The sequence below is a fragment of the Mycobacterium sp. SMC-8 genome (assembly GCF_025263565.1).
Taxonomy (GTDB): domain Bacteria; phylum Actinomycetota; class Actinomycetes; order Mycobacteriales; family Mycobacteriaceae; genus Mycobacterium.
In genome coordinates this window covers 63,742-89,952 of sequence record NZ_CP079867.1, presented here as the reverse complement: position 1 = coordinate 89,952, position 26,211 = coordinate 63,742, and the positions used below count along the sequence as shown (strand labels likewise).

The 26,211-nt window shown below is 64.5% G+C and carries 21 protein-coding genes; 10 read left to right on the top strand and 11 right to left on the bottom strand.

Going from position 1 to position 26,211, the window contains the following annotated elements:
* The first annotated feature begins 34 nt into the window (after positions 1 to 34).
* The 9 genes from istA (at position 35) to KXD97_RS32355 (ending at position 13,248) form a co-directional block, all read left to right on the top strand.
* Positions 35 to 1,252, top strand: coding sequence for an IS21 family transposase (istA, locus tag KXD97_RS32395; protein WP_260758511.1), 1,218 nt, complete (start codon positions 35 to 37; stop codon positions 1,250 to 1,252).
* Positions 1,252 to 2,070 (top strand): IS21-like element helper ATPase IstB, encoded by an 819-nt coding sequence (gene istB, locus KXD97_RS32390; RefSeq protein WP_260758392.1) that lies wholly within the window; start codon positions 1,252 to 1,254, stop codon positions 2,068 to 2,070. The genes istA and istB overlap by 1 nt, the downstream gene beginning before the upstream one ends.
* Positions 2,071 to 3,443: 1,373 nt before the next feature.
* Positions 3,444 to 4,160: a ParA family protein gene (locus KXD97_RS32385; protein ID WP_046361761.1), complete on the top strand. Its 717-nt coding sequence runs from the start codon at positions 3,444 to 3,446 to the stop codon at positions 4,158 to 4,160.
* On the top strand, positions 4,153 to 4,674 hold the full coding sequence (locus KXD97_RS32380; protein ID WP_260758391.1) for a hypothetical protein: 522 nt from the start codon (positions 4,153 to 4,155) through the stop codon (positions 4,672 to 4,674). Before KXD97_RS32385 ends, KXD97_RS32380 begins: the two co-directional genes overlap by 8 nt.
* Before the next feature lie 203 nt (positions 4,675 to 4,877).
* Positions 4,878 to 5,738: a hypothetical protein gene (locus tag KXD97_RS32375; protein WP_396883407.1), complete on the top strand. Its 861-nt coding sequence runs from the start codon at positions 4,878 to 4,880 to the stop codon at positions 5,736 to 5,738.
* Between the two features lie 85 nt (positions 5,739 to 5,823).
* Entirely contained in the window at positions 5,824 to 6,402 is a 579-nt protein-coding gene (locus KXD97_RS32370; protein WP_260758390.1) for a hypothetical protein, read from the top strand.
* Positions 6,403 to 6,572: 170 nt separating this feature from the next.
* Positions 6,573 to 12,107, top strand: a complete 5,535-nt coding sequence (locus KXD97_RS32365) for a helicase-related protein (RefSeq protein WP_260758388.1) — start codon at positions 6,573 to 6,575, stop codon at positions 12,105 to 12,107.
* Complete coding sequence (locus KXD97_RS32360; protein WP_260758387.1) at positions 12,104 to 12,841, top strand: hypothetical protein; 738 nt, start codon at positions 12,104 to 12,106, stop codon at positions 12,839 to 12,841. Before KXD97_RS32365 ends, KXD97_RS32360 begins: the two co-directional genes overlap by 4 nt.
* Positions 12,838 to 13,248 carry a hypothetical protein gene (locus tag KXD97_RS32355; protein WP_260758386.1) on the top strand — a complete coding sequence of 137 codons (411 nt, stop codon included), beginning with the start codon at positions 12,838 to 12,840 and terminating at the stop codon, positions 13,246 to 13,248. Before KXD97_RS32360 ends, KXD97_RS32355 begins: the two co-directional genes overlap by 4 nt.
* Before the next feature lie 47 nt (positions 13,249 to 13,295).
* On the opposite strand, the gene KXD97_RS32350 is transcribed toward KXD97_RS32355, so the two are convergent.
* The 6 genes from KXD97_RS32350 to KXD97_RS32325 all read right to left on the bottom strand — a co-directional run bounded on the left by KXD97_RS32350 (position 13,296) and on the right by KXD97_RS32325 (position 19,638).
* Entirely contained in the window at positions 13,296 to 13,562 is a 267-nt protein-coding gene (locus tag KXD97_RS32350) for a hypothetical protein (protein ID WP_260758383.1), read from the bottom strand.
* A gap of 169 nt (positions 13,563 to 13,731) precedes the next feature.
* A complete protein-coding gene (locus tag KXD97_RS32345) occupies positions 13,732 to 14,154 on the bottom strand; it encodes a transposase (protein ID WP_074362280.1) in 423 nt (140 codons plus the stop codon).
* Positions 14,151 to 16,385, bottom strand: coding sequence for a tyrosine-type recombinase/integrase (locus KXD97_RS32340; protein WP_260758379.1), 2,235 nt, complete (start codon positions 16,383 to 16,385; stop codon positions 14,151 to 14,153). The genes KXD97_RS32345 and KXD97_RS32340 overlap by 4 nt, the downstream gene beginning before the upstream one ends.
* Positions 16,369 to 17,580: a site-specific integrase gene (locus KXD97_RS32335; protein WP_260758378.1), complete on the bottom strand. Its 1,212-nt coding sequence runs from the start codon at positions 17,578 to 17,580 to the stop codon at positions 16,369 to 16,371. Before KXD97_RS32335 ends, KXD97_RS32340 begins: the two co-directional genes overlap by 17 nt.
* Positions 17,581 to 17,606: 26 nt before the next feature.
* The gene (locus tag KXD97_RS32330; RefSeq protein ID WP_260758377.1) at positions 17,607 to 18,851 is read right to left on the bottom strand and encodes an ImmA/IrrE family metallo-endopeptidase; all 1,245 of its coding nucleotides are present in this window, start codon (positions 18,849 to 18,851) and stop codon (positions 17,607 to 17,609) included.
* Positions 18,852 to 18,900: 49 nt separating this feature from the next.
* The gene (locus tag KXD97_RS32325) at positions 18,901 to 19,638 is read right to left on the bottom strand and encodes a hypothetical protein (protein ID WP_260758375.1); all 738 of its coding nucleotides are present in this window, start codon (positions 19,636 to 19,638) and stop codon (positions 18,901 to 18,903) included.
* A gap of 535 nt (positions 19,639 to 20,173) precedes the next feature.
* Here KXD97_RS32325 and KXD97_RS32320 point away from each other — a divergent pair.
* Positions 20,174 to 20,557, top strand: coding sequence for a hypothetical protein (locus tag KXD97_RS32320; protein ID WP_260758374.1), 384 nt, complete (start codon positions 20,174 to 20,176; stop codon positions 20,555 to 20,557).
* A 311-nt stretch (positions 20,558 to 20,868) separates the two neighbouring features.
* Here the strand turns inward: KXD97_RS32320 and KXD97_RS32315 are convergent, their stop codons facing one another.
* The 5 genes from KXD97_RS32315 to KXD97_RS32295 form a co-directional block, all read right to left on the bottom strand.
* Positions 20,869 to 21,159, bottom strand: a complete 291-nt coding sequence (locus tag KXD97_RS32315) for a hypothetical protein (RefSeq protein ID WP_396885699.1) — start codon at positions 21,157 to 21,159, stop codon at positions 20,869 to 20,871.
* Between the two features lie 17 nt (positions 21,160 to 21,176).
* Complete coding sequence (locus tag KXD97_RS32310) at positions 21,177 to 21,560, bottom strand: heme-binding protein (protein WP_260758373.1); 384 nt, start codon at positions 21,558 to 21,560, stop codon at positions 21,177 to 21,179.
* A 32-nt stretch (positions 21,561 to 21,592) separates the two neighbouring features.
* Positions 21,593 to 23,953, bottom strand: coding sequence for an arylsulfatase (locus tag KXD97_RS32305; RefSeq protein WP_396885697.1), 2,361 nt, complete (start codon positions 23,951 to 23,953; stop codon positions 21,593 to 21,595).
* Positions 23,954 to 24,105: 152 nt separating this feature from the next.
* Positions 24,106 to 24,579 (bottom strand): hypothetical protein, encoded by a 474-nt coding sequence (locus tag KXD97_RS32300; RefSeq protein WP_260758370.1) that lies wholly within the window; start codon positions 24,577 to 24,579, stop codon positions 24,106 to 24,108.
* Positions 24,580 to 24,688: 109 nt separating this feature from the next.
* A complete protein-coding gene (locus KXD97_RS32295; RefSeq protein ID WP_396885672.1) occupies positions 24,689 to 26,137 on the bottom strand; it encodes a DUF1254 domain-containing protein in 1,449 nt (482 codons plus the stop codon).
* Positions 26,138 to 26,211 lie beyond the last annotated feature (74 nt).

Genomic DNA, 26,211 nt, shown 5'->3' with positions numbered 1-26,211 from the left:
GAGCACTTCACCTTTCGATTGGAGAGTGATCACTGTGGAGGATTGGGCGGAGATTCGCCGGCTGTATCGGTCGGAGAAGCTGTCGCAGGCTGCGATCGCGCGGCGGCTGTCCTTGTCGCGAAACACCGTGGCCAGGGCATTGGCCGCTGATACGCCGCCTCGGTATGAGCGGGCACCGGTCACGACCTCGGGGTGGGCGCAGGTTGAACCGCTGGTGCGGGCGCTGCTGACAGACCATCCGACGATGGCGGCCACGGTGCTCGCCGAGCGGGTGCGCTGGGCTGGTGGGCATTCCTGGTTCGCCGAACGGGTGGCACGGATCCGCCCGGAGTACGTGCCAGTCGATCCGTGCGATCGACTGGTGCACCTGCCCGGAGAACAGGTGCAGTGCGATCTATGGCTGCCCGGCCACGTGGTGCCCGATCACCGCGGGGTCCTGCGGTCGTTTCCGGTGCTGGTGATGGTCGCGGCGCACTCACGGTTCATCGCCGCGATGATGATCCCCTCGAAGGTGACCGGGGATCTGCTGGCCGGGATGTGGCTCCTGCTCTCCGAACACATCGGAGGTGTTCCGCGGACCTTGTTGTGGGACAACGAGGCCGGGATCGGGCAACGTGGCCGCCTGGCCCAGGGCGTGGCTGGCTTCTGCGGGGTGCTTGGTACCCGGTTGATTCAGGCCCGACCCTATGACCCCGAAACCAAGGGTCTGGTGGAGCGAGCCAACCAGTATCTGGAGACCTCGTTTCTTCCTGGCCGGGTCTTCGTCTCGGCATCGGACTTCAACGCCCAACTGTGGCAGTGGTTGAGCTCCCGGGCCAACCAGCGGCGCCACGCCGGCACCCGCGACATCCCCGCAGAGGCGTTGATAGTGGATCGGGCCGCGATGGCGGGGTTGCCGCCGGTGGCCCCGGCGGTCGGCACGACGGTGACCACGCGGTTGGGTCGCGATTATTACGTAAACTCCGGCGGCAACGCCTACTCGGTGCATCCGGAGATGATCGGCCGGATGATCACCGTGCACGCCGGCCTGGACCGGATCACGGTGCGTTGCGGCGATCGTGCGGCGGCTGATCATGAACGGCTCTGGGGCACAGCAGGATCAGTCACCGATCCCACCCATCTGGCGGCTGCCGCGGTGTTGCGCGAGCAGTACCGCACCCGGCCCACTGCCGGCCGGCATCTCGAGGTCGATGTCGAGGTGGCCGATCTGGGTGCCTACGACGCGGTGTTCGGGACCGGGGAGGTCGCCTGATGCCCACCATCAAACGCACCACGTCGGCTCCAGGTGAGGCCGACAAGCTGATCGCTCACCAAGCCCGGCTCTTGAAGGCGCCGCGCATCGCGGCGCACTACCAACGGCTGGCCGAACAGGGCCGGGCAGCGAACTGGTCGCTGGAGGACTACCTCGGGGCGGTGCTGGCAGTGGAATCCAATGCCCGGGCTGAATCCGGTGCCCGCCAACGCATCCGATACGCCGGATTTCCGGCTATCAAGACGATTACCGATTTCGACTTCACCGCCCAACCCGCAATCGACCGGGCTCAGATCGCCCGCTTAGAGGCCGGAGGTTGGCTGGCCGAGGCCCGCAACATCGTGCTACTAGGACCGCCAGGCACCGGCAAGACTCATCTGGCCACTGCGCTGGCGATCGCGGCCGCCCACGCTGGGCACCGGGTCGCGTTCGCCCCGGCCACCGGCTGGATCACCCGCCTGGCCGAAGCCCATGCCACCAATCGCCTCGATGCCGAACTGCGCAAAATCTCGCGCTACGGACTCATCGTGATCGACGAAGTCGGCTACATCCCATTCGACACCGAAGCGGCCAACCTGTTCTTCCAGCTGGTCTCCACCCGCTACGAGAAATCCTCGATCATCCTGACCTCTAACCTGCCGTTCTCCCGCTGGGGACAAGTCTTCGGGGAAGCCACCATCGCCTCGGCGATGATCGACCGGATCGTGCACCACGCCGACGTCATCGCCCTCAAAGGGGCCAGCTACCGCATCAAACACACCGCGATCGACACACTGCCCTCCGTCGAAGCCGACCGTGAGGCAGACTCAACCCCGTAAACCTGCTCACTTTTCAACCGGAGCAGGCTGCTCAGGATTCAACCGGAGCTGACAACTCGATATGAAACGACGGCGCCGGGCCTGAGCATCACTTGCCGGCACAGTCAGAACTGTGGCTCTTCGGATGCACCGCGGGAGGTCTTCGCCTCGGATCTCGCCCCGGGGGTGTCCTCCACCCCCGGTCACATCGATGCTCACCGTGCTCCGCGCGGGGACATCTGCCCGTGGGGTCGACGGCGCTGGCCGCGTGCTCGTCCATTGATAGCTCGGCTGACCGACGTAGCTTGTCAGAAGCCTATGCAAGCATTTGGGGTAGGTCGCAGTCATTTAGTCGGGGGGGAGATACCAACGTTGGATACTATCGTGATAGCCGTCGGGATGCCGTTTTGTCTCGCGTTTCTGGACCAGCCCGTTGATGAGGTCGTTGCCCTCTGGGAATCGTGGGTCGAGTCAGGAGAACTCGTTCAGGCACGTCACGAAGACCCTGCCCGCGACGCCGTGATACGACTACGCCCCTCTGTGCTAGGTGTCGCTGAGTTCATCCCGAACGAACCGGCCGGCCGACTTTTCGGGGACCGGATGCTCTGGTCGTTGCCAGCCCTGATGTCGCTGCCTGACGCGTCTGATTCCTCCCCGCAGCATTCCCATTTTTGGACGCTCCAGATGAACGGATTCACGGCCAGGCCAGAAGTATCCGACAACGGGTCGACCGGCTTGATCCTGGGCGGATGGGATTTCGGTCGGCTGTAGCCGATGCAAGGAACGTGCCACAGGCAAATTCGGACAAGTCAGTGAGTAGCTGCGCCCCCAGTTGGCCGCGCGGGCCTGGATTGGGAAGAAGCGCAACGTAGGCCGCTACACGGCTACGTCGTCAGAACACGTAGCGTTTCCATCCACCGATATTGGTTACTAACGTCACCGTGACGAATCTGCGCCCAGCAAATCTCTAGACGCCGTATAAGGCCAGGTGGCGGCTCCCCCGCCCGCCGGTCAGTAATTCTACATTAGAACGGTAGAACGCTTCTTCGATACATATAGAAATCGATTGATTGCTAGTATGTACTATCGCTAGAGCGTTTGACCGTGATACGCTTACATAGATTGTTGGTTTGATCGGTACAGCGTTTGATCGGTACAGCGTTTGATCGGTACAGCGTTTGATCGGTACAGCGTTTGATCGGTACAGCGTTTGATCGGTACAGCGTTTGATCGGTACAGCGTTTGATCGGTACAGCGTTTGATCGGTACAGCGTTTGATCGGTACAGCGTTTGATCGGTACAGCGTTTGATCGGTACAGCGTTTGATCGGTACAGCGTTTGATCGGTACAGCGTTTGATCGGTATCTCAATGCTTCGATAGAAAGACACAACAAATGGCGAAGATTCTCGTCACCCACTCACGAAAGGGTGGCGTCGGAAAAAGCACCAGCGCATACGAGGTGGCGTACTCGCTCGATGCCGTGCTGGTGGACCTCGAACATGACATCGCCGGCGTCACGTCGATATGGGGGGACCGGCCGCTGGATCGAACCAGGGTCCCGATCCTGGATGCCCTTGCGACGGGGCGCACTCCGAAACCTCTTAAGGGGTACCGCAAGCCTCGGCTAGTGCCAGGGCATCCGCACCTCGACAAGGAAGCGCCTAGCCGCGAGCAGATGTCCGAAGCACTGCTGAAATGGGCTGCCGAGTGGGACACCGAGTGGGTCGTCGTCGACACACACCCTGGAGCCGGCGAGCACACGCATGGTGCCCTTGCCGTGGCCGATGTTGTCCTGGCGCCCACAACTCTAGATCTGCTCGATCTGCGAGGGTTGGAGCAGCTTGTGGACGAAATGGTCGACTACCCGATTGTGGTTTTGCCGACCAAGGTCCGCGCAGTCCCAGCCGCCGTCGGGCTGAAAAAGCTTGAGCAGATCACCGCTGGAACCCCCGTGCAGATCGCACCGCCGATCCCGCTGGTCGCTGACCTGCCCAAACGAACCAAGCGGATTGCTATCACGTCGGAAGATCCGCCGGCTAAGCCCTTCCGGCTCCTGGCTGAGCGCTACAAACTGGTGTGCGAGTTCGTGAAGGAGTACGTGAATGGGTAACGGGATGGACATGCTCAAGGCGCAGCGCGACAAACGCAAGCCGGTCGGCAACGAAATGCCCAAGCCGCTGCACGGCCCGCGCGCTACGCCCGTGAGCATCCCGGCCGCCACTGAGGGGCCAGGGGAGTCGGAGCCGTCGTCTACGCCAGCGGCGACGGACACGCGTGCTTCGTCAGTAGCACCATCAGGCCCATCGACTGAGCCTGCCGTGACACCGGGCACTAAGGCGAAACGGCCAGCACGGGACAAGTCGGACAAGGCTGTGGCGAGTCAACCCGCCAGTAGCAGCTCCGAGCTGTACCCGACAACGGCGTACCTGGAGCTGGAAGAGGACAAGTACATACGCCGTGCACTTGAAGCCGGTCGATACGGTAAGCCCAAGGTCACCTCGGCAAGCGCGGTCATCCGCTACGCGGTGCGTCACTTGGCCGAGCACATGACTCCCGAACAGGTTGTGGCCGCGATCCGCGAAGCTGCGCCCGAAACGAGCAACCAGGGAAGAATCCGCCTTTAATCGCTCTACCGTTCTATTGATAGAACGAGCCCCCGAGTGGCAGGTGTGCCGACACGCCACGATCATCCATTGTGCGATGTTGACCTATATGTATGCCAACGGTGCATGTAAACTCTGCGGCAACGTGGCGGCGTAGTCACTCACCACCACGTCACTAAGGGACCGACCGCACGAGGGACTGGGAGGCGATCATTACGGCCGTCGTGGACCAGGACCACCCCGGCGACCCCGATGTCGCCCTCCTCGCCCGCCACGTTAAGGCACGCCTACGTCGGCTGGGACTGTCTGTGCTTGCCGCATCCGAGTACGGAATTCTGTCGCGCTCGACGCTGACAGCGATCACTCAGGGTGCCGACCGGGTGCCGAGCTACCGAACCCTGGCCAAGCTCGATGACCTGCTGAGCTGGGAGCCTGGATCAGCAGAACGGGCGCTGCACGGTGGTGATCCTGTACCGCGCGAGGATGGCGTTTACGGCAAGTTGCCGGCCCCGCCGGTCGACGCGCCGGAAGAGGATGTCGCTGCGGCGACGGCAGCGCTCAACGATGTCTTCGATACGGCGTTCGAAGATCCTGCTGGCTGGGACTACAACCATCTGCTCCGGTGGATCGATCAGCGCCTGCGCGAGCTCAATATGACGAAATCGAAGTTCGCCGCCATTGGGGGACCGGCCCGCGCGACGCTGGCGACTCTGGGTAAGCGAGGCTTCGGCCCGAGCGCAGAGACCCTCGATCGCATCGACACCTTCTTGCTGTGGGAGCGTGGATCTGCGCTCACCGCGCTGCGCGGCGGTACCCCGGTGCGCAAAGGGCCCAAGGTGGCGCCGAACCCGGCGTTGGTTCCGCTCAATGGTGCCCTGGACACACTCAATGCGGTGAAGGTGCGTCTGACCCGCCAGAGTCAGAGCCTTACTCAGCTACATTCGGATGTAGACGAGGCGCTGGAGCGTGTCAGTGTCGCGATCAGTGAACTTGGTGACAGAGAACGCCTTGACGCGTTGCTGTTGTCGGAGATGGGCGACCCCGAACAGGGTGATGCCGCAGGAACGGGAGAAATCCATGACTAGCGGTATTGCAGTAGGGGAGCGCCGACTATGGCCGACACCGAGGACCAGGGTCTGTTCAGCGTCGAGGAATCGGAGCACAGTCACAGTGACCGAGTGGATGCGCCAAGCCGTCGACCAGGTGTATCACCGCCAGATCGGTATACCAGCGCAGTGGTCCCCGGAGCAGACAGAGCTGTTCCTGAGCCTGGTGACCCAGCGGCTGGACGATCAGGCCGCGACGCTGGCACTGGAGCTGGGGGAGCAGGCAGTGCAGAGCTGGACCCAGCAGCACCACAGTCAGCCCGACCACGCGACGACGGTCGGCCTGCACGAGACGGCCTTGCAGAACGCACGCGAAACGATCGTGCGGCAGAGCCTGTACGACTTGATTCCGCAGCCACCGGAGGGCCGCGACAGCAAGCCGCCCACACCGGCCGACATTCCCTGGACTCACCGGTGGCGACACCTGGTGTATCGAGCCGAGCCGAGCGAACAGATCGAGGAACTCGCAGACCATCTGTGGCCGGACCGCAGCGCGATGTTCCGGGTCAAGGCGGCATATCTGCTGGCAACCCGGCTGGAAGAAAACCGGGCGATTCCCACCGCTCCGGGCCATCGCCTGACCCACGACCTGGGAGTCGAAGTCGCCGAAGCGATGACGGCCGAGGGGTACCCGCCCGAGTAGCCCGCAAGCGTAAAGCTCAACCTCTCGCCGAAGACGACCCACAGCTTGCGCTCTTTGCCGAGGACAGCTTTGACCTGCCGACCGATCCTCGCGTCATCGACCCCGGCGGCGCCCCACTACCGCCGCTCATCCCAGCAGCACCCGACCACGACAGCGCCCAACCCGACCAGGTGCCTTCGGCAGCTATCGACGCGCTAACCCTCAAGCGACCCCAACGCACCGCACCGAGCCGCGACGACACGACCCGTACTCCACTGGCCGCAACTACTGATGTCACCGCGGCACCGGCCCGCGTCAGCGCTCCGCAGTCGATGCCCGACGCAGATGCCAGCGATACCGGCCAGCGTGAGAACGAGACACCGGCAGTGCCCTCACCGCCGGCCATCGACTACCGTCCCGGAACCACCATCGCGGTCCCGTCCGGCGCGAAAGCCCGGCTCACCGCGAACCTCGCCGCCATCGACACGCTCATCGAGCTCCAAGGCCAAGCCCGCCATGCCACCGCCGCTGAACAAGACATCCTGGCCCGCTGGTCGGGATGGGGCGCGATCCCCGAGGTCTTCGACACCCGCAGCGACACCTACACAGCCCAGCGCGACTACCTCAAGGAGGCCCTGGGCCCCGACCAATACCAAGCCGCGTCCAGAAGCACACTCAATGCCCACTACACCGACCCCGCCATCGCTGAGCAGATGTGGAAAGCGTTGCAGCACGCTGGTTTTACCGGCGGTCGGGTCCTGGAGCCCGGGTGTGGCGCGGGAACGTTCATCGGCTTGGCGCCCGAGACCGCGCAGATGGTCGGCGTCGAGAAAGACCCCATCAGCGCAGCCATCACCGCCTACCTCTACCCCTCTGCGCAGGTTCGGGCCGAAGGCTACGAAACCACCAACGTCCCCAACGGTTCCTTTGCCGCGGTGATCGGCAACGTCCCGTTCGGGAACTTCGCGCTACGCGATCCCGCCTACAACCCGCGCCGGCTGTCCATCCACAACCACTTCATCGTCAAGTCCTTGGACCTCACGGCACCCGGCGGCTACCAGATCGTTCTCACCAGCCGCTTCACCATGGACAACGCCGACCCCAAGGCTCGCCGCGAAATCCTGTCCCGCGCCGACCTGCTAGGCGCAATACGTCTGCCCTCCAACGCCTTCCGGCGTGTCGCCGGCACCGAAGTGGTCACCGACATTCTCGTGCTACGCCGCCGCGAAGCTGACCGGGTTATCGAAGGCGGCGCTGACGACTGGCTACACACTGCACCGCTGACTGTGGCTGCCGATGATGGCACCGATACCGAGATCGACATCAACTCCTACTTCCACGACCATCCCGAGAACATCCTCGGACGCCCCAGCCTCGGCCACGGAATCCACGGCCACCAGACCCTCAACGTCACTGCCGACGAATCCAGCCCCTTGGCTCTGCAAGTCGGGCACCGCCTGCGCACCATCATCGACACTGCGCGGAATCGAGGCCAAGGACTCACCGCCACCGCCGCCTCGCTGACCGAGGTTAGCGACGTCAGCTTCGACCCCGGCCTCATCACCGCCGTCACCACGAGACTCCCGGCCCGCGACACCCTGCGCTTCGATGAAGCAACTGATGAGTTCCAGACCTGGACCGGGGACGCCTGGGCGACTGCGAAGGTCTTCAACACCCGCAAGCAGGAAACCATTCACCTGCTCAAACTGCGTGATGTTGCCAATGCGGTCGTGTCATCACAACGGGCCGGTCAGCCCAGCGAGGTCCGTGAACAACTGCGCGGTGAACTCAACCGGCTCTACGACACCTACGTCGCCAAACATGGTCCTATCCAACGCTTCAAGTGGAGTAAGCCCTCCATCATCACCCAAGACCGCCACGACAAGTCGTTCGCGAAATCCATTGAGCGGTGGCGTCAGAAGAACCCAGAGCAGCACACCGTGCCCGCCGAACTCCTCGAGGCGTGGGACGAGCAGGCCTGGGAAACCCCCAGCCAGTACAAGATGCGCCCGCACATCGTCACCGCCTTGCGCAACGATCCCGGCTGGACCACAGTGCTGGCGCTGGAGGGCTACGACGAACTCACCGGGCAGACGCGCAAGGCACCCATCTTCTCGGTAGACCTGCTGAGCCCACCGCAGGTCCGCGACCGCGCGGAGACCGCCGAAGAGGCCCTCGCCATCAGCCTGGACCACAACGGTGGCGTCGATATTGCGCACATCGCCACACTGCTGAACACCGACCCCGCCGCCGCGCGGGAGAAGATGCGCGGACTGGTCTTCCCGTCGCTACGCGATCCAGAGATTCTCATTCCCGCCGCGCAAGCACTGTCGGGCAATGTCCGCCAACAGCTACGACACGCAGAACTCGCAGCCGAACACGACCCGCGATACCACGAGTACGCCGCCGCCCTGCGCGAAGTCCAGCCCGTCGACCGCGAAGCCAGCCAGATCAGCGCTCGCCCCGGATCACCGTGGATCGCCGCCAAATACGTCGCACAGTTCGCCAGCGAGACATTCAAAGCCGCCGACGCCGTGCCAGTGCATGTGAAAGCCGACCATGTGCAAGGGGTCTGGTCGATCGAGTGCCAGAGCCGCAACAGCGCCGCCATGACCGAGACCTGGGGCACCCGGTTCCCCAAACGAGATGCCATCTCGTTGCTGGAAATGGTGTGCAATAACCAGGAAATCGCCATCCGATATACCAAAGAGGAGACCGAAACCACCGGCCGGACCGGCGTCAACCGCAACGCCACCGTGGCTGCGCAAGCCAAAGCTACCAAGATCAGCGAGGCATTCCAGAACTGGGTGTTCGCCGATGACACCCGCCGCACCGAACTGGTGGCCACCTACAACGAACGCTTCAACAGCCTGCGCGCCCCCAAATACAGCGGCGCGGCGCTGACGCTGCCCGGCCTGTCACACCGGTTCACCCCACACACCCACCAGCGTGACGCGGTAGCCCGCATCATCGCAGAACCCAACGTTCTTCTCGATCACGTTGTGGGAGCGGGTAAATCGGGGACAATGTTCATGGCAGCCATGGAACTGCGCCGCCTCGGACTGGCCCGCCAGCCCTGGATTGTGGTCCCCAACCACATCATCGAGCAGGTAGGAAAAGAAGCCAAGTGGTGGTATCCCGGCGCAGATATCCTGCTCGGCACCCCCGGCACCGATCCCGCCGGCCGCCGCCGATTCGTGGCCCAATCAGCCACCTCGGACTGGGACATGGTGATCGCCCCGGAATCGTTGTTCATGGGCATTCCCGTCGGGCAGGATGCCCAGCGCGACTACATCGCCCGAGAGTCGAAGATGCTGCGCGAATCCCTGGAGAACATCACCGGAGACAACGCCACCGCCGCCACCGTCAAACGGCTGGAGGCAGCACTGCAACGCTACGAATCGAAGCTGGAAAAACTCACCGACCAAGACGGCAAAGACACCGGACTTCTGTTCGAACACACCGGGTGTGACTACCTGATGATTGACGAAGCCCACATGTATAAGAACCGGACCCGACTGAGCCCCGTCAAGGAACTCGCCTGCCCGGACGGCTCCGAACGCGCCGACGACCTGGCCATGAAAATGGAACTGCTGCGAGGTCGCCGCCGCGAGGACGCTATCGCCGCCGGCCGTACACCCACCCCCGCCGACGAGCGAGTCGCCAGTTTCGCGACCGGAACCCCGATCGCCAACTCGCTTGGCGAGCTATATGTCATGCAACGCTATCTGCGCCCCGATCTGCTCGAAGATGCCGGGGTCCTGCATATCAACGACTGGGCGACCACCTTCACCGCGACCGTGAACACCGTCGAAGTCAACGCGACCGGCACACAGCTGCGGCCGGTTACCCGAGTCGGAAAGTTCTGCAACCTCCAAGAGTTACTCCGCATTTCGTCGGTGTTCACCGATGTCATCACCCGGGATCAGATCGGCTTGAAGCTGCCCGAACTCAGCAACGACGGCAAGCGCACCATCGTCAGCATCCCGGCCGATCAAACCCTTCGGGACTTCATCACCGACCTCGGCTACCGATCCGGCGACCTGGACCCGAAAAACCTTGCCCGCGACAATATCCTGAAAATCTCCAACGATGGCCGCGAAGCCAGTCTCGACCCTCGCATGGTCCATCTACCCGAGCCCACCCACTCCCGGACCGCCGCGGTCGCCGAGAACATCATGGCCGTACACCGGCAGTACGCCGACACCATCTACAAAGACCCCCAGTACGGCCATGACATGCCCACCCCCGGCGGCCTGCAAATCGTTTTCTGCGACCGCGGTACACCCAGCAAGGGCGGCAAGAAGAAGAATGACTTCAACATGTACGGCGCGATCCGCGACGACCTGATCGCCCGGGGTATGCCGGCCGAGAAGATCCGCTTCATCCACGACGCCGAGAAAGCCGAAGACAAGCTGCGGTTGTTCGATGAATGCAACCGCGGCCAGGTGTCGGTGCTCATCGGCTCCACCGAGAAAATGGGAACCGGGACGAACGTTCAAACCCGTGCTGTCGCACTACATCACGTCGATGTACCGTGGCGGCCAGCCGATCTCGAACAGCGCGAAGGCCGCATCATCCGGCAAGGAAACCAGAACGAGACAGTCAGCATCTTTAACTACGTCGTAGAAGGCTCTTACGACGTGGTGATGTGGCAGAAAATCGAAGCCAAGTCACTGTTCATCGCACAGGTCAAACGCGCCGACATCAGTGTCGATGAAGTCGATGACATCGGCGGCAACGAGATGACCGTCGCGGCCGCCGAAACCAAGGCGCTGGCCACCGGAGATCCCCGCTACGTCCGCCAGGTCCAGCTCCAAGACGAGATCGAGCACCTCGCCGCGCTGGAACGGGCCTACCACGACGGCATGGCTGCCCGCGACCGCGATATCCGGCAACGCCAGCGCCAACTGGACATCACCACCGCCCAACTGGACGCACTCACCCCCACCCTGGAGGCGATGGCATCCCAGCCCGCCGACGCCCCAGCCGACATCGTGGTCGAAGGACGCCGCTACCCCGAACGCAAGGACTGCGCAGCGCCTTTTGCCGAAGTCTGCCGCCGCGTCTACGGCTCCCTGAGTAACGCAGCATCCCACGACAGTCGGCCACTGAACACCGCCATCAACGGCATCGCTCTCCACGCCCGCCGTGACCATGTAGGCGACCGACTCTGGGTCACCCTTGAAGGCCCCTCAGCCGAAATCGCGTTCACTATCCAAGACCTGCACGACAGCGCACCGAAGGTGGGGGAGACCAACGGGGCAAGCAGCGCCAAAGCCCGCGGACTGCTGACCCGAGTGGAGAACCTCTACAAAGACCTTCCCGCCCACCACCAGCGACTCAAGGTCCAGCACGACCACCTCACAGACTCCCTGACCGACCTCACCAACACCGAGGTCGAGCCATTCGACCGTGGCGAAGAGCTCGCAGCCAAACGCGAAGAACACACCACCTTGACCACTCTGCTGCAACTGGAGGCCCAGTCCGAGGCGGCGAAAGCCAAAGCTGCCGAAGCCGAGCAGAGACTGCTGGCCGCCGGCCGCCAGTCCGGCTGGTCACTGCACCTGAACCCCACTCCATTCCTGATCGAACAATCCGGGCTGGCCACCGCCGATCAATACCGCTTCGCCCAAGGACTCGCCGAACAGGCCCGCGCCAGCGAGTACCGCGACGCCCAACGCGAGGACCAACAGCACCGCGGCGACGAGGGGAGGGCACTGTGAGCACTCCAGCAGCGCCCGCAGCCGATCCGTGGTGGAGTTACGCAGTCGGCACCGCCACGGCCTTACGCTCAGGCAAAGAACCCCCCACCGTGGCCGTGCACGGTCCCTTCCTGAACTCCAACGAGGTCGCCCGCCTCAGCAGCCCCGCCACCTACAGCCGCCTGGCCGCCGGCAACGGGAACTACGAACGCGCCCAAGCCCCCTTCATGGTCAACCCGGTCCTGATGGCCGCCGCCATGGCCGGCCAAGGTGTCGTCAACAACCGGCGCCGACGCGATGCCGACCGCAACAGCCAACCCCAATGGACCAACTACCGCGAAGCCGCTGTCCTGACCACCAACCAACGGCTGATGTGCAGCCGCCCCCAAGGCGGGTGGACATCGTTCTGGTACAGCGAAATGGCTGAGTTCTACCCTGATCCCCACCGCCGGGCAGTCACCATGTCCTTCGCCGACGACCACACCCCGCCACTACAACTGGCCGGACCCGCCGCCCCCGCCATCGCGCTCTGGATCGGCCACTCCGTCTACGGCGACCGCTGGCACGAAGACCCCCGCCTGGCCGCCCTACTGCCCCGCCAAGCAGCCCAGGACACCACCACGCACCAGCAGGCCGCCGCCGAGCGCACCGCCGCAGACAAGGACGGCCTCACCCCCGAACAACACGCCTGGTGGGAGCACCACCGACCCCGACACAGCCGTCACCACACCTCCCAAGGCGGGCTGGAGCTATGAGCACCCGCGCCATGCCGCCACTGGTCCTCGCCTCCGAGGTGGGCCGCTACGCCAGATCCCGACTTGACCACCTCACCGACGGACGTCCCCTCTACATTCCCGGCTTCGGCGCCGAGGCTGACCCTGTGGTGACCACCGCGCACGCCTCGCTCTACCGCCACCCGTACAGCGTCAGCCAATTACCGCTGCTCACAGTCCATTACGAGACCATGCTTGATCCCGCACCTGTCACCACGTTGCTCGTCAGCCTGGCCCACCTCGCTCACCACGACTGCCCTGCCTGCGTGAGCACCTGGACCGAGGCCGAGCGCTGCGCCCACGAGCTGCCGGCCGCCATCACTCAGTTTCACGTTGTGGAAACTCCGGCCGCCGTAGTGCTGCTGCACTACGAGGACCTACCTAGTTAGCGGTTCCCACCTTCGGGAAGAAACACCGGATGTGGCAGCGATTGTGGTTACTCAGCGTTGTGCCAGTAATCGGGTAGCCGCCACATTGTTCGCAGGCTTGGGCCGTTCAACATGATGTTCCACTTGTTCTGCAGCATGGGATTGCCCCACGTTTCTGACCGCGCCCGTAGCCACTCAGCCCAGTCATTGCTGATACCGGCATCATCGAGCCCAGCAAGATAGCTCGCTATCAGTTCATCGCGCTGAGCCCTGTGCACCGCGGTGTTGGGATCGTGCAGCTCCGAGTAGGGGAGCGCTGTCAGCTCTTCGAGCACCGTGTCGTCGGTATTATCTGTAACGGTAATAGCTGTGTGTAAGACAGTTACCGAGGTGCGTTTGAATGCGCGGGATCTACGAGGAACACAGTGTTATCTGTAACGGTGTAACTGACGAGCGAGCCCGTTTTTTTGGGGGTACCCCATGCGATTCGATTGGTATGGCTCATCAGCCGCTGTTGCCGTTGCCGCGTAGACGGTGGATCTCGCCGTGGGCTGCGGCGAGCTGTTGTTGAAGGTCTCTGATTTCTGATTTGAGGGCGGCGATATCGTCGTCGTACTGGCGTTTCTGGGTGCGTAGTTGTTGGCGCAACGCAGCATCGACTGGCGAACGGGAGTTTGATGCTGTCGGTTCAGGGTCGGCGATCTGGGGCCGTGGTGTAGCGGAGGCAGCGCGGATTTGGTCGAAGAGGTCGGTGTGGTTGTAGATCGTTTTGCGGGCGACCCCTGCGTGGCGGGCGACTGCATTGGGGTTGATATTCATTCCGGCGCGCTGCATTTCGCGTAGGGCCTTCTTGATTTTGCGGCGGGCGTCGTTGCGGCTTTTGGTGCTGGCTTTTCTGAGGCCGGCAGTGGAGCGGGCAGCGGTCATTGATCCGTGGTGCGGGGTTGCTGGGCTTTGTCGAGGGCGGACTGGTGGGCGCCGCGAGTCTGGATCTGTAGCAGCGGCAGTCGCCTTCCTGCCCCGGTGCCGGCACCGGATACCGCCTCTTGGTCTGCGGTTGCCGACAGGCGTTCGATGATCGCTTCCAGCGAGCGCAGTTCGCGGCGGCGTTCGATCACCCAGATGTTGTCCTCGCCGAGTTCACGTCCGCTACGTCGGCGATACTGGTCACGGCGGGCGGCTAGCAGCGCCTCGGTCGCAGTGTGTTGCTGGCGTAGCTCATTGAGGTGGGTGGCGTCGGTGGCGAAGTGACCGCAGCCCAGACAGGCATTGCCCTTGTCGCAGTGTTTGAGCGGAGGGAGCAGGCAGACACCGTTGGGCAGGATCCGGTCGGTGCGGGCACCGAGCTGTGTCATCTCATAGATGTCGCTGGGGCTGATGGAGATGTCGGTGCCGTTGGCGCCGATCTTCTTGTGCTTGAGGAACTCTGCCTCGGCGGTGGCCGCCAAGGTGGCCGCATAGCGGGCGGTCATCTCAGGGCTCTTATGACCAAGGTAGCGCTGTACGACGTGGAACGGGACACCGTCGTTGAGCAGTTCGGTGGCCCGGGTGTGGCGCAGGCGGTGGGTTTGGGTGAAGCGCAGTGGTCGGCCGGCGCTGTCGGTGAGGTCGTGGCAGTCGTCGAGCTTGGCCAGCGATGTGCGGTAGGTGTTGTAGGAGCGGGGCTGCTGGCCGCGGTGCTGATTCTTCACGCCGAGGAACAGGTATCGGGGTGCCAGGTCGGGGTATGTCGTCTTCAGCCAGCTCTGCTGCTCGGTGATGATGTCGACGATGGCTTGCTCCACGAGGATGGTGGGGATGACGTCATCGACTTTGGTCTGCTGGTAGCGCAGCCGGGCCACGAACGTGTCAGGGTCGCCGTCGGTGGGGCGTTCCTGACCCGGGATGGCTTGCAGCGGATCATGGTCGAGCATCAGGATTTCTGAGGCCCGGCGCCCGGTCAGGGCTTGCAGGAGCCAGATCCGTGCGGCCTGGGGGTCACCGAGGCCGGCGGCGACGGTGATCGTGCCGTCGGCTTTGGTCAGCACCACTTTGTGCCCGGCGGGGGCGGCCAGGACGTCGAGGTAGGTGAGCATGCGCTGCAGGTCGGCGGTGGCATACCAGGTGAGTTCGCGTTCGCGGCGGCGCTGTTTGGGCGCGTGCAGCGGTGACCACAGCGCGGTGTGGGTCAGCGTAATATCGCGCCAGCGGGGGTTGGCCGTCGCGGTCGCCGCATCGGCGGCGTTGTCGTGCATGAAGGTGTAGAACGCCTGGGTTTGGGCTTGCAGTGTGGCCACGGTGTCGGCGGTGAGGTGTTCGGAATGGGTGGCCGCGGCGGGGGAACGCAGATACTCGAGATAGTCGAGGAACACTGTGCGTAGCTGATCGGGATCGGTGCTGATCAGCGGATCATCGTGATATCCGTGGTCACGGGCGAACCGGCCCAGCTGCGAGCCCAGGTTGCGGGCCCGGTCGGCGGCCGAGGACCAGACCAGCAGGTCGTAGGTCAACGCGCTGCGCAGCCAGAACCGCAGCCCTTCGCGCAGCCACGCCGGTTCGATATCGCGCAGCCGCACGGCGGTGTCGTGGCGGGGTTCGTGGTCGCGGCGCGGGATGCGTGGGTCGGTGCGCAGATCCCAGATGTCGTGCTCCCACCACGGGGTATCGGTGCAGCGCACCGATACCCACAGGTGCAGATGCTCGATGACATGGCGGATGTTGCGCCGCGATCCCGCCGACGGGAGCCGCATGTTGCGGCGCTGAAAGGTCAGGACCGCCTGGCGGAGCACGGCATTGGGGTCCAGGTCGGCGATGCTGGCCGGTGCCCTTCCGGTGCGGGCGCGGTGTTCGGCGATCGCGGCCGGCAGGGTGCGGGTCAGCCAGGCCAGCAGGGAGGGTTCGATCTTGCGTAGCTGCTGGTCCCAGCACGTCCAGACCCACCAGGCGATCTCGTCGCCGAATCGAGCAGGGGCCTCGGGAGTGAAATCGTGGCCGGCTCCGGCGCGGTGTGCTTGCAGGTAGAACTGGTTGCGCAGAAACACCTGATCAAACGGAGCACTGTAGATCGCGTAGATCGGCCGGCGCCACGCCTCGGGGACCTGCGCCCATTGAGTCGCCCATGACCCCAGTGCGGGGGCGGGGGCCAGCGTGGGTGCGGGCGGGTCAGTCGGTGTGGTCATGGTGCAGCCCTTTCCAACCAGCGACGTAGCTGCGCCATTGCGCCAGGGTGCGCATCTCGGCGTCCTCGGTGACCCATCCGTAGGTCGAGAGCGTGGTCTGGATATCGGCGTGGCCCAGGCGACGCATCACCACGTGCGGCGGGGCCCCGGAGAGCAGCAGCGCGGTGGCGTGGGTGTGGCGTAGCCAGTGCGGTGACCACCGATCGGGCAGCACCCCGCCGGCACGTTTGGTCACCGAATCGATTTTGGCGTAGACGGTTTCGGCACGCATGGGACGGAAACGCACCCCGTGGGAGAGATTGACGAACACAAAATGGGTGTCCAGGTCGGGCACGTCCAGATCGGCGCCCTGGTCGACCAGATGCCACACGTAGGCCGAATACAGCGCCTCCAGATCGTCACCGATGTAGATGCGCCGTGCCAGTAGCGTCTTGCCGCGGGCCCCGCGCGGATGGTCTTGTCGGGCGGCCACGTCGATGAACGGTGTCCCGCCGGCGCCGATGTGAAAATCGTGGTGCCGCAACAACAGCGCTTCACCCAGTCGCATCCCGGTCTCGGCGAGCACCGCGAACAACAGCCGGTCCCGCAGCCCTGAGGGCGGCCCCGACCAGTCCTGTCCGGTCTGGGTTGCACAGCCATCAAGGATCGCAGCAACTTGGGTGGGCAGCAGCACCGGAGTGGCGGACTTGTTGCCGCTGCGCACCGTGTAGATGGGCCGGTCCTTGGACCGTGGTGGGCGGCCCACGCCGGCCAGCATCGGGATATACCGTGACCGTGATCGCTTGCCGCGGCTGGTGAACAGCCGCTGATACGGGCCGGCCAGCCCATGGGCATCAGCGTGGTAGCGGTAGAGCGCCAGCACCGCCGCGGCCCGCAGCTGGGTGCTCGCCGGGCCCAACCAGACCTCGGGGGCCCCGATCCGGGCGGTGCCCGGCAGGTCCCCGGTGCGCAGGTAGGCCAGAAACTGCCCGAACAGGCTCGTGCTGATGTTCTGCCAGTCGGTGCCGGTGTGTTCCAGCACCGTCCACCACGCCGCCAGGCCGGCCGCATACGCCTTCACCGTGTTCGGTGAGGACCCGTCATGGCGCAGGAACTGCAGGTACTCCTCGGCCGCCTCGATCGGCAGGTGATCAGGGCCCAGCACGGTGTAGGTGTCCGGGGCGCCGGTCAGCGCGACCCGTTGTGTCCGTGCCATCCCCGATCCGCCCCCGCAATTCCGTGTTAGGCCTGCCGGCGAGGCCGGCGCAGCTGCACCACCGTGTCCCCGCGGTCCAGGATGGCCCCGTCATCGAGCACCGCCGAAGCGGTTTCCGGCGCCGCGGTAACCCTGGCGGGGGCCTCGCGCTGGCCGGCCAGGATGTCGGCCAACAAGTCTGTGGGATAGATCAGGTCGTGGGCGGCCAAAGCCTCAACGCTGACCGAGCCGTAGCATTCCTCCATCCACCGGCGCAGCAGCCGGGGCCGCTCCGGTGTGCGGGCATTCCAGCCCGGTTCGGTCTTGCCCCAGGTGTGCCCGGTCTCGGAGTTGATCCGCGTGTAGAGCTGGCGCTGCAACGTATCGGCGCGGACCTCATCGATCAGCTTCGACTCGCGAAGGTGAATGATCAACGCCCCCAGGGAAATGCGCCACTTCACCTTCGCATCGACCAGATCGCTAAGCGTGGGAACCGGCGGCACCTCTTTGGCGAGCACTTCGGCTGGGGCCAACAGTTCTGAGGCGAACCGGGAGGCTTCGCGCTCCTGGTCATCGCTGACATCGCCGTAGCGGTGCAACAACAAGTGCCCGATCTCGTGGGCGATCGTCCAGCGGGTGCGCTCCCAAGAATCCAACGCCCGCAACAACACCAGCGGCCGTTCCCGATACTCCCCGGTTCGCGCCGAGCAACCCAGATGTTTCTCGGTCAACAACCCGGCCGGCCCGTCCTCATCGGTATCCCAGTCCACCACTCCGGTGGAGCGTGAGTGCTTCATCCGCATGACCACCGGCACCCCGGCAGCTTCCAGCTCGTAGGTCAGCGACTTGATCGGCACCCCTGGTGCCACTCCCAGCCAGCGCCGGGCCTGGGCGGCCGCGGTCACCACATCGGTGCCCGCAGGTAACGGCTCCAGCAGTACCGGGGGCAGCTTGGCCACCGCATTGAGCTGCCCGAGCAGATCACCGACGACGTTGGCGAACACCGCCAAGTACTCCTTCTCGGTGACCGTGGTGGACTTGGGCGCCCGGAACAACAGATCCCGCGCCGTCACCCGCGACGCCGGTGCGGTCGTGAAAAATGTTGGTGGGAAACGCAGCAACGCCGTGATCCGATCGAAATCGGCGCCGTCGAGGACCGCGGTCTCGGACTGCTCCAACCGCGTCTGGCGCGGAGAGCGCCAACCCAGATGATCCATCACTGCGGTGCCTGACAGTCGCCGCAGCACCCGGGCTTGGCGGACCCGTGTGCCGAACACCTCTACCGACGCCATCACCGACCACCTCGTCCCCACACGCGCCCGGCCGGTACCAGCTCATCGTCTACGCCTCGGCTTCCCCGGCCTCGGGAGCAGTTCTGGGCAAGAATTCCTCGAAGTCCTCGCGCACATCCTCGTCGTCGTCCTCGGCCGCGCTCTGCTGCTCGGCAACGGTCTTCGGCCGAATCGCCAGCGGTAACGGCTCGAACCCCAGAATCCGCTCCTCGTTGGTGTCCAGATCGGCCACCACCGCCAAGATGCCACCACCCACCGACAACCGGCCCGGGGTCTCCCACCAGTACACAACCAGCTCGTAATCGTCGCCGATCCCCGCCGGGCCGAACACCCGCTGATCCTCGGGCTCGCCAGCGTCGAGCGCCATCTGCTTGCCCGGCTTGGACTGCGGCATCGACTGCGGGGGCAGCGCACCGATATCGGCGGCCCGTTGCGGGCTGATGTGACGCACCCGCGCCCACGCCATCCCCGCATCGCCAATGCGCACCGACGAACTCGGGCCCGTCGACATCCGCAACGTCGACCCCGGTCCACAGGAGGCACCCTCTGGCGCCAGTGGCGGCGTCGGGGCCTTCGTGCTCTGCGCGTCGATGCCGTTCATCGCCAGCACGTGGCTGCGTACGTCCTGACACAACGTCCCGCCCTGAATCTGCATCGGGTCGGGGAATACGCGGAACCACCGCGCCAGCGACGCGTCGAATGCCACGCCGATCTCGCCGAGCAGTCTCGCCAACGCGAGACGGTGCAGGGCCACGAGCTGTCTCGCCAGCTCCACCGGAACCACCATGGCGGAAATACTGCACGGTTTTTCCTACACCCTTTCGGAGGCGCGCCGTGTGTCGGGTCGGCAATGCTTCATTGCTTAGCATCCTCGAATTATACATGTATAAGTGGTCTTGAACTGGTGATATCATGCGTGTCGCGCGATGTTTGGGGCCTGGATCGCGATGCGAGCCTGCCGCCCCGAGTCCCGATGACTGGCACGGCTGCCGTCGGTCCGTGTGGGTCGGAGAGCGTGTTCCTTCACTGTGACCACAGTGACGATAGTGACGCATGGGGTGATGTGGGCGGGGGAGCCGGTGCACGTGTGTCGCGCTTGATTGCCAATGCAGGTGCGATCACCCGTGCGCAGGCCGGCGCACCTCGGTCCCGCTGGCGGCCAGTAAATCGTACGGAAAGTGAATGGTAGGCAAACAGATCGGCGTTGCCCCATGCGGTGTCCCTGGTCGGCGCGGGACCCGGGTCGAGTACCGCGCGCCCGGCCTGCCCACCCGCTACCGTAGGTACGGGATAGATCAGACCGTCGGCGAAAGGGAGGCCGGGTGTCCACGCCGCGCAAAACGCCGGTGCGTCAGGCACCCGATGATGCCGCCTTGGCCTGGGAGTTGGCCGCCACCGCGCGCCCGTATCTCAGCAGAGTCGACGCCGACCGCATCTACATCACACTGGGTATCGGCGAGACGTTCGCCGCGATCGAGGCCCTGATCACCGCCATCGCACGCAACGCCATTCCTCTCAACCACGACCTGGTGGCCGCCACCGCCAGTTGGCTGGACTGCTACCGAGGTCAGAGCGCCGAACCACGTCTGCGTCAGCTTCTCACTGAGGTCATCGAGCCTGCGCCACAACCAAACACGCCCGCCGCCGGCGAGCGAACCGGCCCCGGGCTGTACGCAGCGCAGGACCGATACCGCCGATCCGGTTAGACCCTCACCACTGCGGCGTCCTGGACGGCCGGACTAACCTCGGAGGCGCGGCAAGCCATCTGGCCGGTGTCGCGCCGGGCGAACCCCCTCGTGCGGCGCGACACCACCCACATCGCTCGATACGTCTTTGACGGGTTCCGCGCCAGGGAAAGGTCGCCCACTCAACCTGTATCGCGCTTTGCCCACGGCTTGCACGACCCCGGGGGGCTTCGACCTGAGCAGGGCCGATGCTGTCGTGGGGACTACGGCTTCGCGGTCCGGTTTCCCATGCTGGTCCGTGGGAGTGGGATTTGCCGTGGCCATCTTCGAGGTCAGTTGCAGCCCCCGGCGGAGACCCATCGTCCGTTGTAGCCGATGCAGCCGCTGACATTCGAGCCAGGCGGTGGCGGTGGTGGCGGGTCTTCGGGCAGCGGGGCGTAGTAGGCCGGTGGCGGGACGTAGGGGGCCACCGCGTCGGCGATGTTGACACATCCCCCCACTGAGATCCGGCGCCCGGCGCTGGCGCATACGTCAGCGAGGGCGGTGCCAGCCGGAGCGGCCAAGACGATGACGCCGGGCAACGTCGAGAACGCGAGAGCGACCGCCGCGACGCGGGCCCGGATCGACCATGGCGATCTGTTCACGGTTGTTGCCCGTCAAGCGCGTTCGGGGCGCTGTAACCGCAGCGGTTGCGGAAGTCGACGAGCGGCTGGCGGATACCCCTGAGCTCGGCGTGCTCCTGCGGATGGGCATCAAAATAGGCTTTGGTGGACTCGGGCACCTCCTCGTGGGGCTGGCCGTGCAGGTCGGTGAAGAAGTCGTTCAGCTCATGATGGGCGAACAGGTACGCCGACGTCGAGGCGGCGACTCCCGAGGCGATGCCGGCCAGATCGGCGGCAGAACAATGGGGTGGGCGCGGCGGCTCGGCGGGTGGCTCCGCTTGGGCGGCGGCGCCACCGAGAAGAGCACCGGCGGCAAGCGCGAGCGCTCCGGCACCCCTGAGTCGGTTGAGTGTCAGCCTCATCGGTGATTTCCTTTCGTCGGTTCGGGTCGGGGTCATTGGCGGGCCAGCGCGATCCGGATCGCATCTGCTGGTGAGACGAGATGATTGTCGGCCTCTGCGGCGTCGGCGATGGCCAGCTGCACCCCTTTGACACGACCATTGAACGCGTTCCGCCCCGGTGGGTAGTCGGGTGAGACGGGGGAGCCGGTGTCCACCCCGACGTCGCAGCCGTCGTCGGCGGAGAACACGTTGGCCAGGGTGGCCTCGACGCGCCCTTCGCCGGCTTTCTGGCCGTCGATGTAGAGCGTGACATCGCCTCCCTTGCCCAGACCGCCACCGGCGTAAGCGAACTCCATGCGCACCTGATGCTCACCCGCGGGCAGCGCCTCGGTGGATTCGGCGTAGAAGTGGGTGATCCCGCCGAGGTTGTAGCAGTACTTGAGCTTGCCGCCCGCGGCATACAGGCTCCAGCCGCCGATGCTGGCGCCCTGAGCCACGATCACCCCTTCGGCGCCGACGTCGGGCACCACAATCTCGGCGGTCACCGAGTGCGATTTGTTCTTCACGTTGAGGACGCAGTTCTCCGACAACCGGCCCATGCCCGCAAATAGCACTTGGGTGTTGCCCGTGATGAGTTGGGGGCGCCCGGCCAGGTCGGAATTCAGCCGCCGCGCGGTGTCGTCGTCGAGGGGCAGCACGTTGTAGCGGGTGGCCTCGATCAACCACAACCGCTGCAGTTCGTGAAGCTTCTCGGGCAACTCCTCGGCCAGATTCTTGGCCTGACTCCAATCCTGGCTGGTGTCATATAGTTCCCACACGTCATCGTCGAAGGCGACCGTCTGCTCGCCCATCAGCAGCCAGGGCGTCTTGTGCTTGGTGACCGCGGTCCAGCCCTTGTGATAGATGCCGCGGTTTCCGAACATCTCGAAGTACTGCGTTTCGTGCCGGTCTGGTGCGTGCCCGTCGTTGAACGAGTACAGCATGCTGGTGCCCTCGATGGGGTGCTGCTGGATGCCGTTGACGAACACCGGCTCCGGGATTCCAGCGGCCTCCAGGATCGTCGGTGCCACGTCGATGACGTGGTGGAACTGATGTCGGACCTCGGCCTTCGCGGTGATCGCCGCCGGCCAGTGCACGATCGTGCCGTTGCGGGTCCCGCCCCAGTGTGAGGCCACCTGCTTGGTCCATTGATACGGGGTGTCCATCGCGTGCGCCCAGCCGACTGCGTAGTGGTTGTAGGAGTCCGGGCCCCCGAGATCGTTGATCTTGCTGGTGAGGAACTCCGGCGTCTCGATCGCGGCCATGCCGTTGAAATTCAGCATCTCGTTGTAGGTGCCGTTGAGGGTGCCCTCCGCGGAGGCGCCGTTGTCGCCGACGATGTAGAACACCAGGGTGTCGTCCAGCACGCCGAGACGCTCCAGGCTGTCGACCAACCGGCCCACGTGGTGGTCGGTGTACTCCAAGAAGCCGGCATAGACCTCCATCTGACGGCGCAGGACCGGTTTGAGTTCTTCAGGCATATCCTCCCACGCTGGGATCTCCGGATGCCGTGCGGTGAGCTCGCAGTCCGGCGGAATCACCCCGAGTTCCTTTTGCCGAGCGAAAGTCCTCTCACGCAACCTGTCCCAGCCGTCATCGAAGCGGCCCTTGTACTTGTCGGCCCACTCTTGGGGCACGTGGTGCGGCGCATGGGTGGCCCCAGGCGCGAAATAGGTGAAGAAGGGCGTATCTGGCGCCAGCGCCTTCTGCTGGCCGATCCAGGCGATCGCCTTGTCGGTCATGTCTTCCATGAAGTGGTAGCCCTCTTCGGGGGTGCGATCCACCTCCACCGGTGTGGTGCCCTCATACAAACTGGGATACCACTGGTTCGCCTCGCCGCCGATGAACCCGTAGAAGTACTCGAAACCTCCGCCCGCCGACGGCCACGCGTCGAACGGCCCAACCGGGCTGGTCTGCCACACCGGCACCTCATGACACTTTCCGAACTGGGCGGTGTTGTATCCGTTGAGCTTCAGTGTCCGCGCGAGCGGCGACATCGTGTTGGGCAGTACCGAACTGTAACCTGGTGCCCCGGTGGCGATCTCGGTGATCCCACCCATACCGGTGGAATGATGATTGCGACCGGTCAGCAGGGCCTGGCGGGTCGGCGAGCACAAGGCGGTGGTGTGGAAGCGGTTGTATTTCAGCCCGCCGGCGGCCAGCCGTTCGGCGACCGGGGTCTGACACGGCCCGCCGAACGCGCTCGACGCCCCGAAACCCACATCGTCGAGCAGGATCAATAGCACATTCGGCGCGCCCGCCGGTGGCCGCAGCGGCTCGATCGGCGGGAACGTGCAATCAGGATCCTTCGCGTCATACGTGATCAACCCGGTACGGGTCTTACTCGGAATCGGTAGATGCGTTCTGTTCACCATGTCTTGTTCGGGCATAGTCCGCGACTCCTTCGTTTTGTGTTTCGGGTGGCGGCTGTGACCAGTACCGTCGCGCGCGCACCTGTCTACGGTGTCTGCTTGGCGGGGTAAATCCATTCTGCCGTCCAGAAGGTCAGGCCGTTTGCTGAAGTTCGCTACGGTGCCAGGTGCCGCGACGGACTGCCGGTGCGGCGCGACAGTTGAGTCAGGACGCGGCCGACACCCCGTACGGCATAGATCCCGGTGATCACCGACAGCACGATCAACATGACAAACATCGGTAGCCAGTTGCTGCGGTGATGGTTGACGTGCCACCACACGATGGTGAACAGCACCGCGCAGACGAACACGACAATGTCGCGCCAGTTGCCCTGATAGGACGCCGCGGCGTTGCGCAGTTGACGGCTGCGTTCACCGGCCTCGACCAGCGTGTCGATGCGCTGGCCGACCATCTGCGACATCGCCGCGCGCCGGTCGGTCTGCTGTGCGGGAATTCGGTCCAGCAGATCGAAATCGGCGATGATTCCCGCACGGATGTCGGGGCCTTTGACGTTTCCGGCCACCGCGCCCAGCAACACACCGCCGGCGATCGGCGCGGCACCCATTGCCAGCTCAGCGATCCCGGGCATGGTCGTGTGACCTCCAATCAATCACGTCGAAAAGCATGAGGAGTCGACATCGATGTCGGTCCCTGTGTTGGTTCGCCCTACGTTGACGCCACATACTGCCTGGTTGTCGTCAGGTCTTCTGGGGTTTGGGTGCATGCCAGGTGCCGTCGAGCGCGGCCTGCTCGGGCCAGTAGAGCCGTTCGACGAGGCGAAACGAGCCCTCCGGCGCGGGTAGCCAGTTGGACTCCCTGTCCGCACCGGGTGATTCGTGCTGAACGTAGATGGTGTAACCCCCGTCCGGGTCTTGCTTGAGACTGGCCAGCATCGGCGAGTTGATCAGGTAGCGGTTGATCGGGTTGGCCACCAGCAAGCTCTCGGGCATCCGATACATCGTCAGCGACCAGAACGCGCGCACCGGCGGCAGCTGGCCCGGTGCGAACCGGTAGATGTAGGTGTTGGCGCCATCGAGTGGCTGCCCGTCGGCGTCGTTGGGGAACATGGGGTACATCGATTCGGCCGCGGTGTTGCCATAGATTCCGTTGACCGCGCCGGCCATCCGGTAGAGGTAGTTGTCGCCGAGCATCTGACGCGTGCCGAACAGGTCATTGGAGCTGACCTTGCCGGCGTCGATCTTGGCCTGCAACCCGTCGAATTCCTTCCACGCGTCGGTGAACGCGGTCTCGAACGCGTCGCGTTTCTCCGGGCTGAGGCTATCGATGGTCAGATCACTGTCTGCGCCGAACCCGATGGACGCGAACTTGGTGCGCAGTTCCTTCTCGGAATCCAGCACCGGCACGTACCGCAGGATGAAATCCAGCGTCTCGAAGAACTTCGGGGACGTGCGTTGCTGCTCGGCGCTCAGCGGGACCGGGAACTCAACCGTAGGTGCCGCGGCCGGAGGCTGTTGGCCCAGGAATGTCGACAACGGTTCCATCGTGTAGCCAGCCTGGATCATCTTTACATTGTCGATGTCATCGGGCCCGAACAACTGGGTGCGGTACAACGCGAACGCGAAGTCGGAATCCGACCGGATCACCTCATCGATGCCCGCGGGCTTTTCACCGCTCCAGCCGGGGCCGGCCAGCAAGAACGTGCCGCCCCCGTTGCCTGTGGTGCGGCTGCCCACATAGGCGAAGTTGTAGGTGTAGGCGTCGATGAACTGGATCGAGTAATAGCGGTCCTTCTCGATTGGCGGCAGCGTCAGCACCAGCGGCTCAGCCCGCAGGTCCGCCCCGAGCGTGGAATACGGGGTGTCGGAGTTGGGGGTCTGAATGGTGGTATCGGCCGGGGTGTACACCCGGGCATCGGAATGCAGACGATTCCACGGCCCCACAAACTGTGGGCTGTGCTCGTCGACGAAATACGCGTACTGCACCCGGTAGTTGTCGACCATCGGATACCCATAAATGTAGGCCTGCTTAGCGATCTCACGAATCTGCTGCACACTCACCTCACCCGTATCCTCGGCCGACTCAGACGATCCCTCGCCACCAGTGCACGCCGCTATCGCTGCCGACAACGCCACCACCCCAACGATATTCGACCAACGCCGCCACAATCCGTGAATCCTCAACCACATCCCCTTGCATCCGAACGTCACACGCCGCTGGCCCGTCGATCACCACGGGCCGGCCCCCATGGCACCCTTGGTGC

What these genes read in the sequence shown, in the direction of transcription:
- KXD97_RS32305 (WP_396885697.1), bottom strand. Translation starts at nt 23,953, where the DNA reads ATGGTGAACAGAACGCATCTACCGATTCCGAGTAAGACCCGTACCGGG.
- KXD97_RS32385 (WP_046361761.1), top strand. Translation starts at nt 3,444, where the DNA reads ATGGCGAAGATTCTCGTCACCCACTCACGAAAGGGTGGCGTCGGAAAA.
- KXD97_RS32325 (WP_260758375.1), bottom strand. Translation starts at nt 19,638, where the DNA reads ATGGTGGTTCCGGTGGAGCTGGCGAGACAGCTCGTGGCCCTGCACCGT.
- KXD97_RS32300 (WP_260758370.1), bottom strand. Translation starts at nt 24,579, where the DNA reads ATGCCCGGGATCGCTGAGCTGGCAATGGGTGCCGCGCCGATCGCCGGC.
- KXD97_RS32380 (WP_260758391.1), top strand. Translation starts at nt 4,153, where the DNA reads ATGGGTAACGGGATGGACATGCTCAAGGCGCAGCGCGACAAACGCAAG.
- KXD97_RS32335 (WP_260758378.1), bottom strand. Translation starts at nt 17,580, where the DNA reads ATGGCACGGACACAACGGGTCGCGCTGACCGGCGCCCCGGACACCTAC.
- KXD97_RS32310 (WP_260758373.1), bottom strand. Translation starts at nt 21,560, where the DNA reads ATGAGGCTGACACTCAACCGACTCAGGGGTGCCGGAGCGCTCGCGCTT.
- KXD97_RS32345 (WP_074362280.1), bottom strand. Translation starts at nt 14,154, where the DNA reads ATGACCGCTGCCCGCTCCACTGCCGGCCTCAGAAAAGCCAGCACCAAA.
- KXD97_RS32340 (WP_260758379.1), bottom strand. Translation starts at nt 16,385, where the DNA reads ATGACCACACCGACTGACCCGCCCGCACCCACGCTGGCCCCCGCCCCC.
- istB (WP_260758392.1), top strand. Translation starts at nt 1,252, where the DNA reads ATGCCCACCATCAAACGCACCACGTCGGCTCCAGGTGAGGCCGACAAG.
- KXD97_RS32295 (WP_396885672.1), bottom strand. Translation starts at nt 26,137, where the DNA reads ATGTGGTTGAGGATTCACGGATTGTGGCGGCGTTGGTCGAATATCGTT.
- KXD97_RS32330 (WP_260758377.1), bottom strand. Translation starts at nt 18,851, where the DNA reads ATGGCGTCGGTAGAGGTGTTCGGCACACGGGTCCGCCAAGCCCGGGTG.
- KXD97_RS32355 (WP_260758386.1), top strand. Translation starts at nt 12,838, where the DNA reads ATGAGCACCCGCGCCATGCCGCCACTGGTCCTCGCCTCCGAGGTGGGC.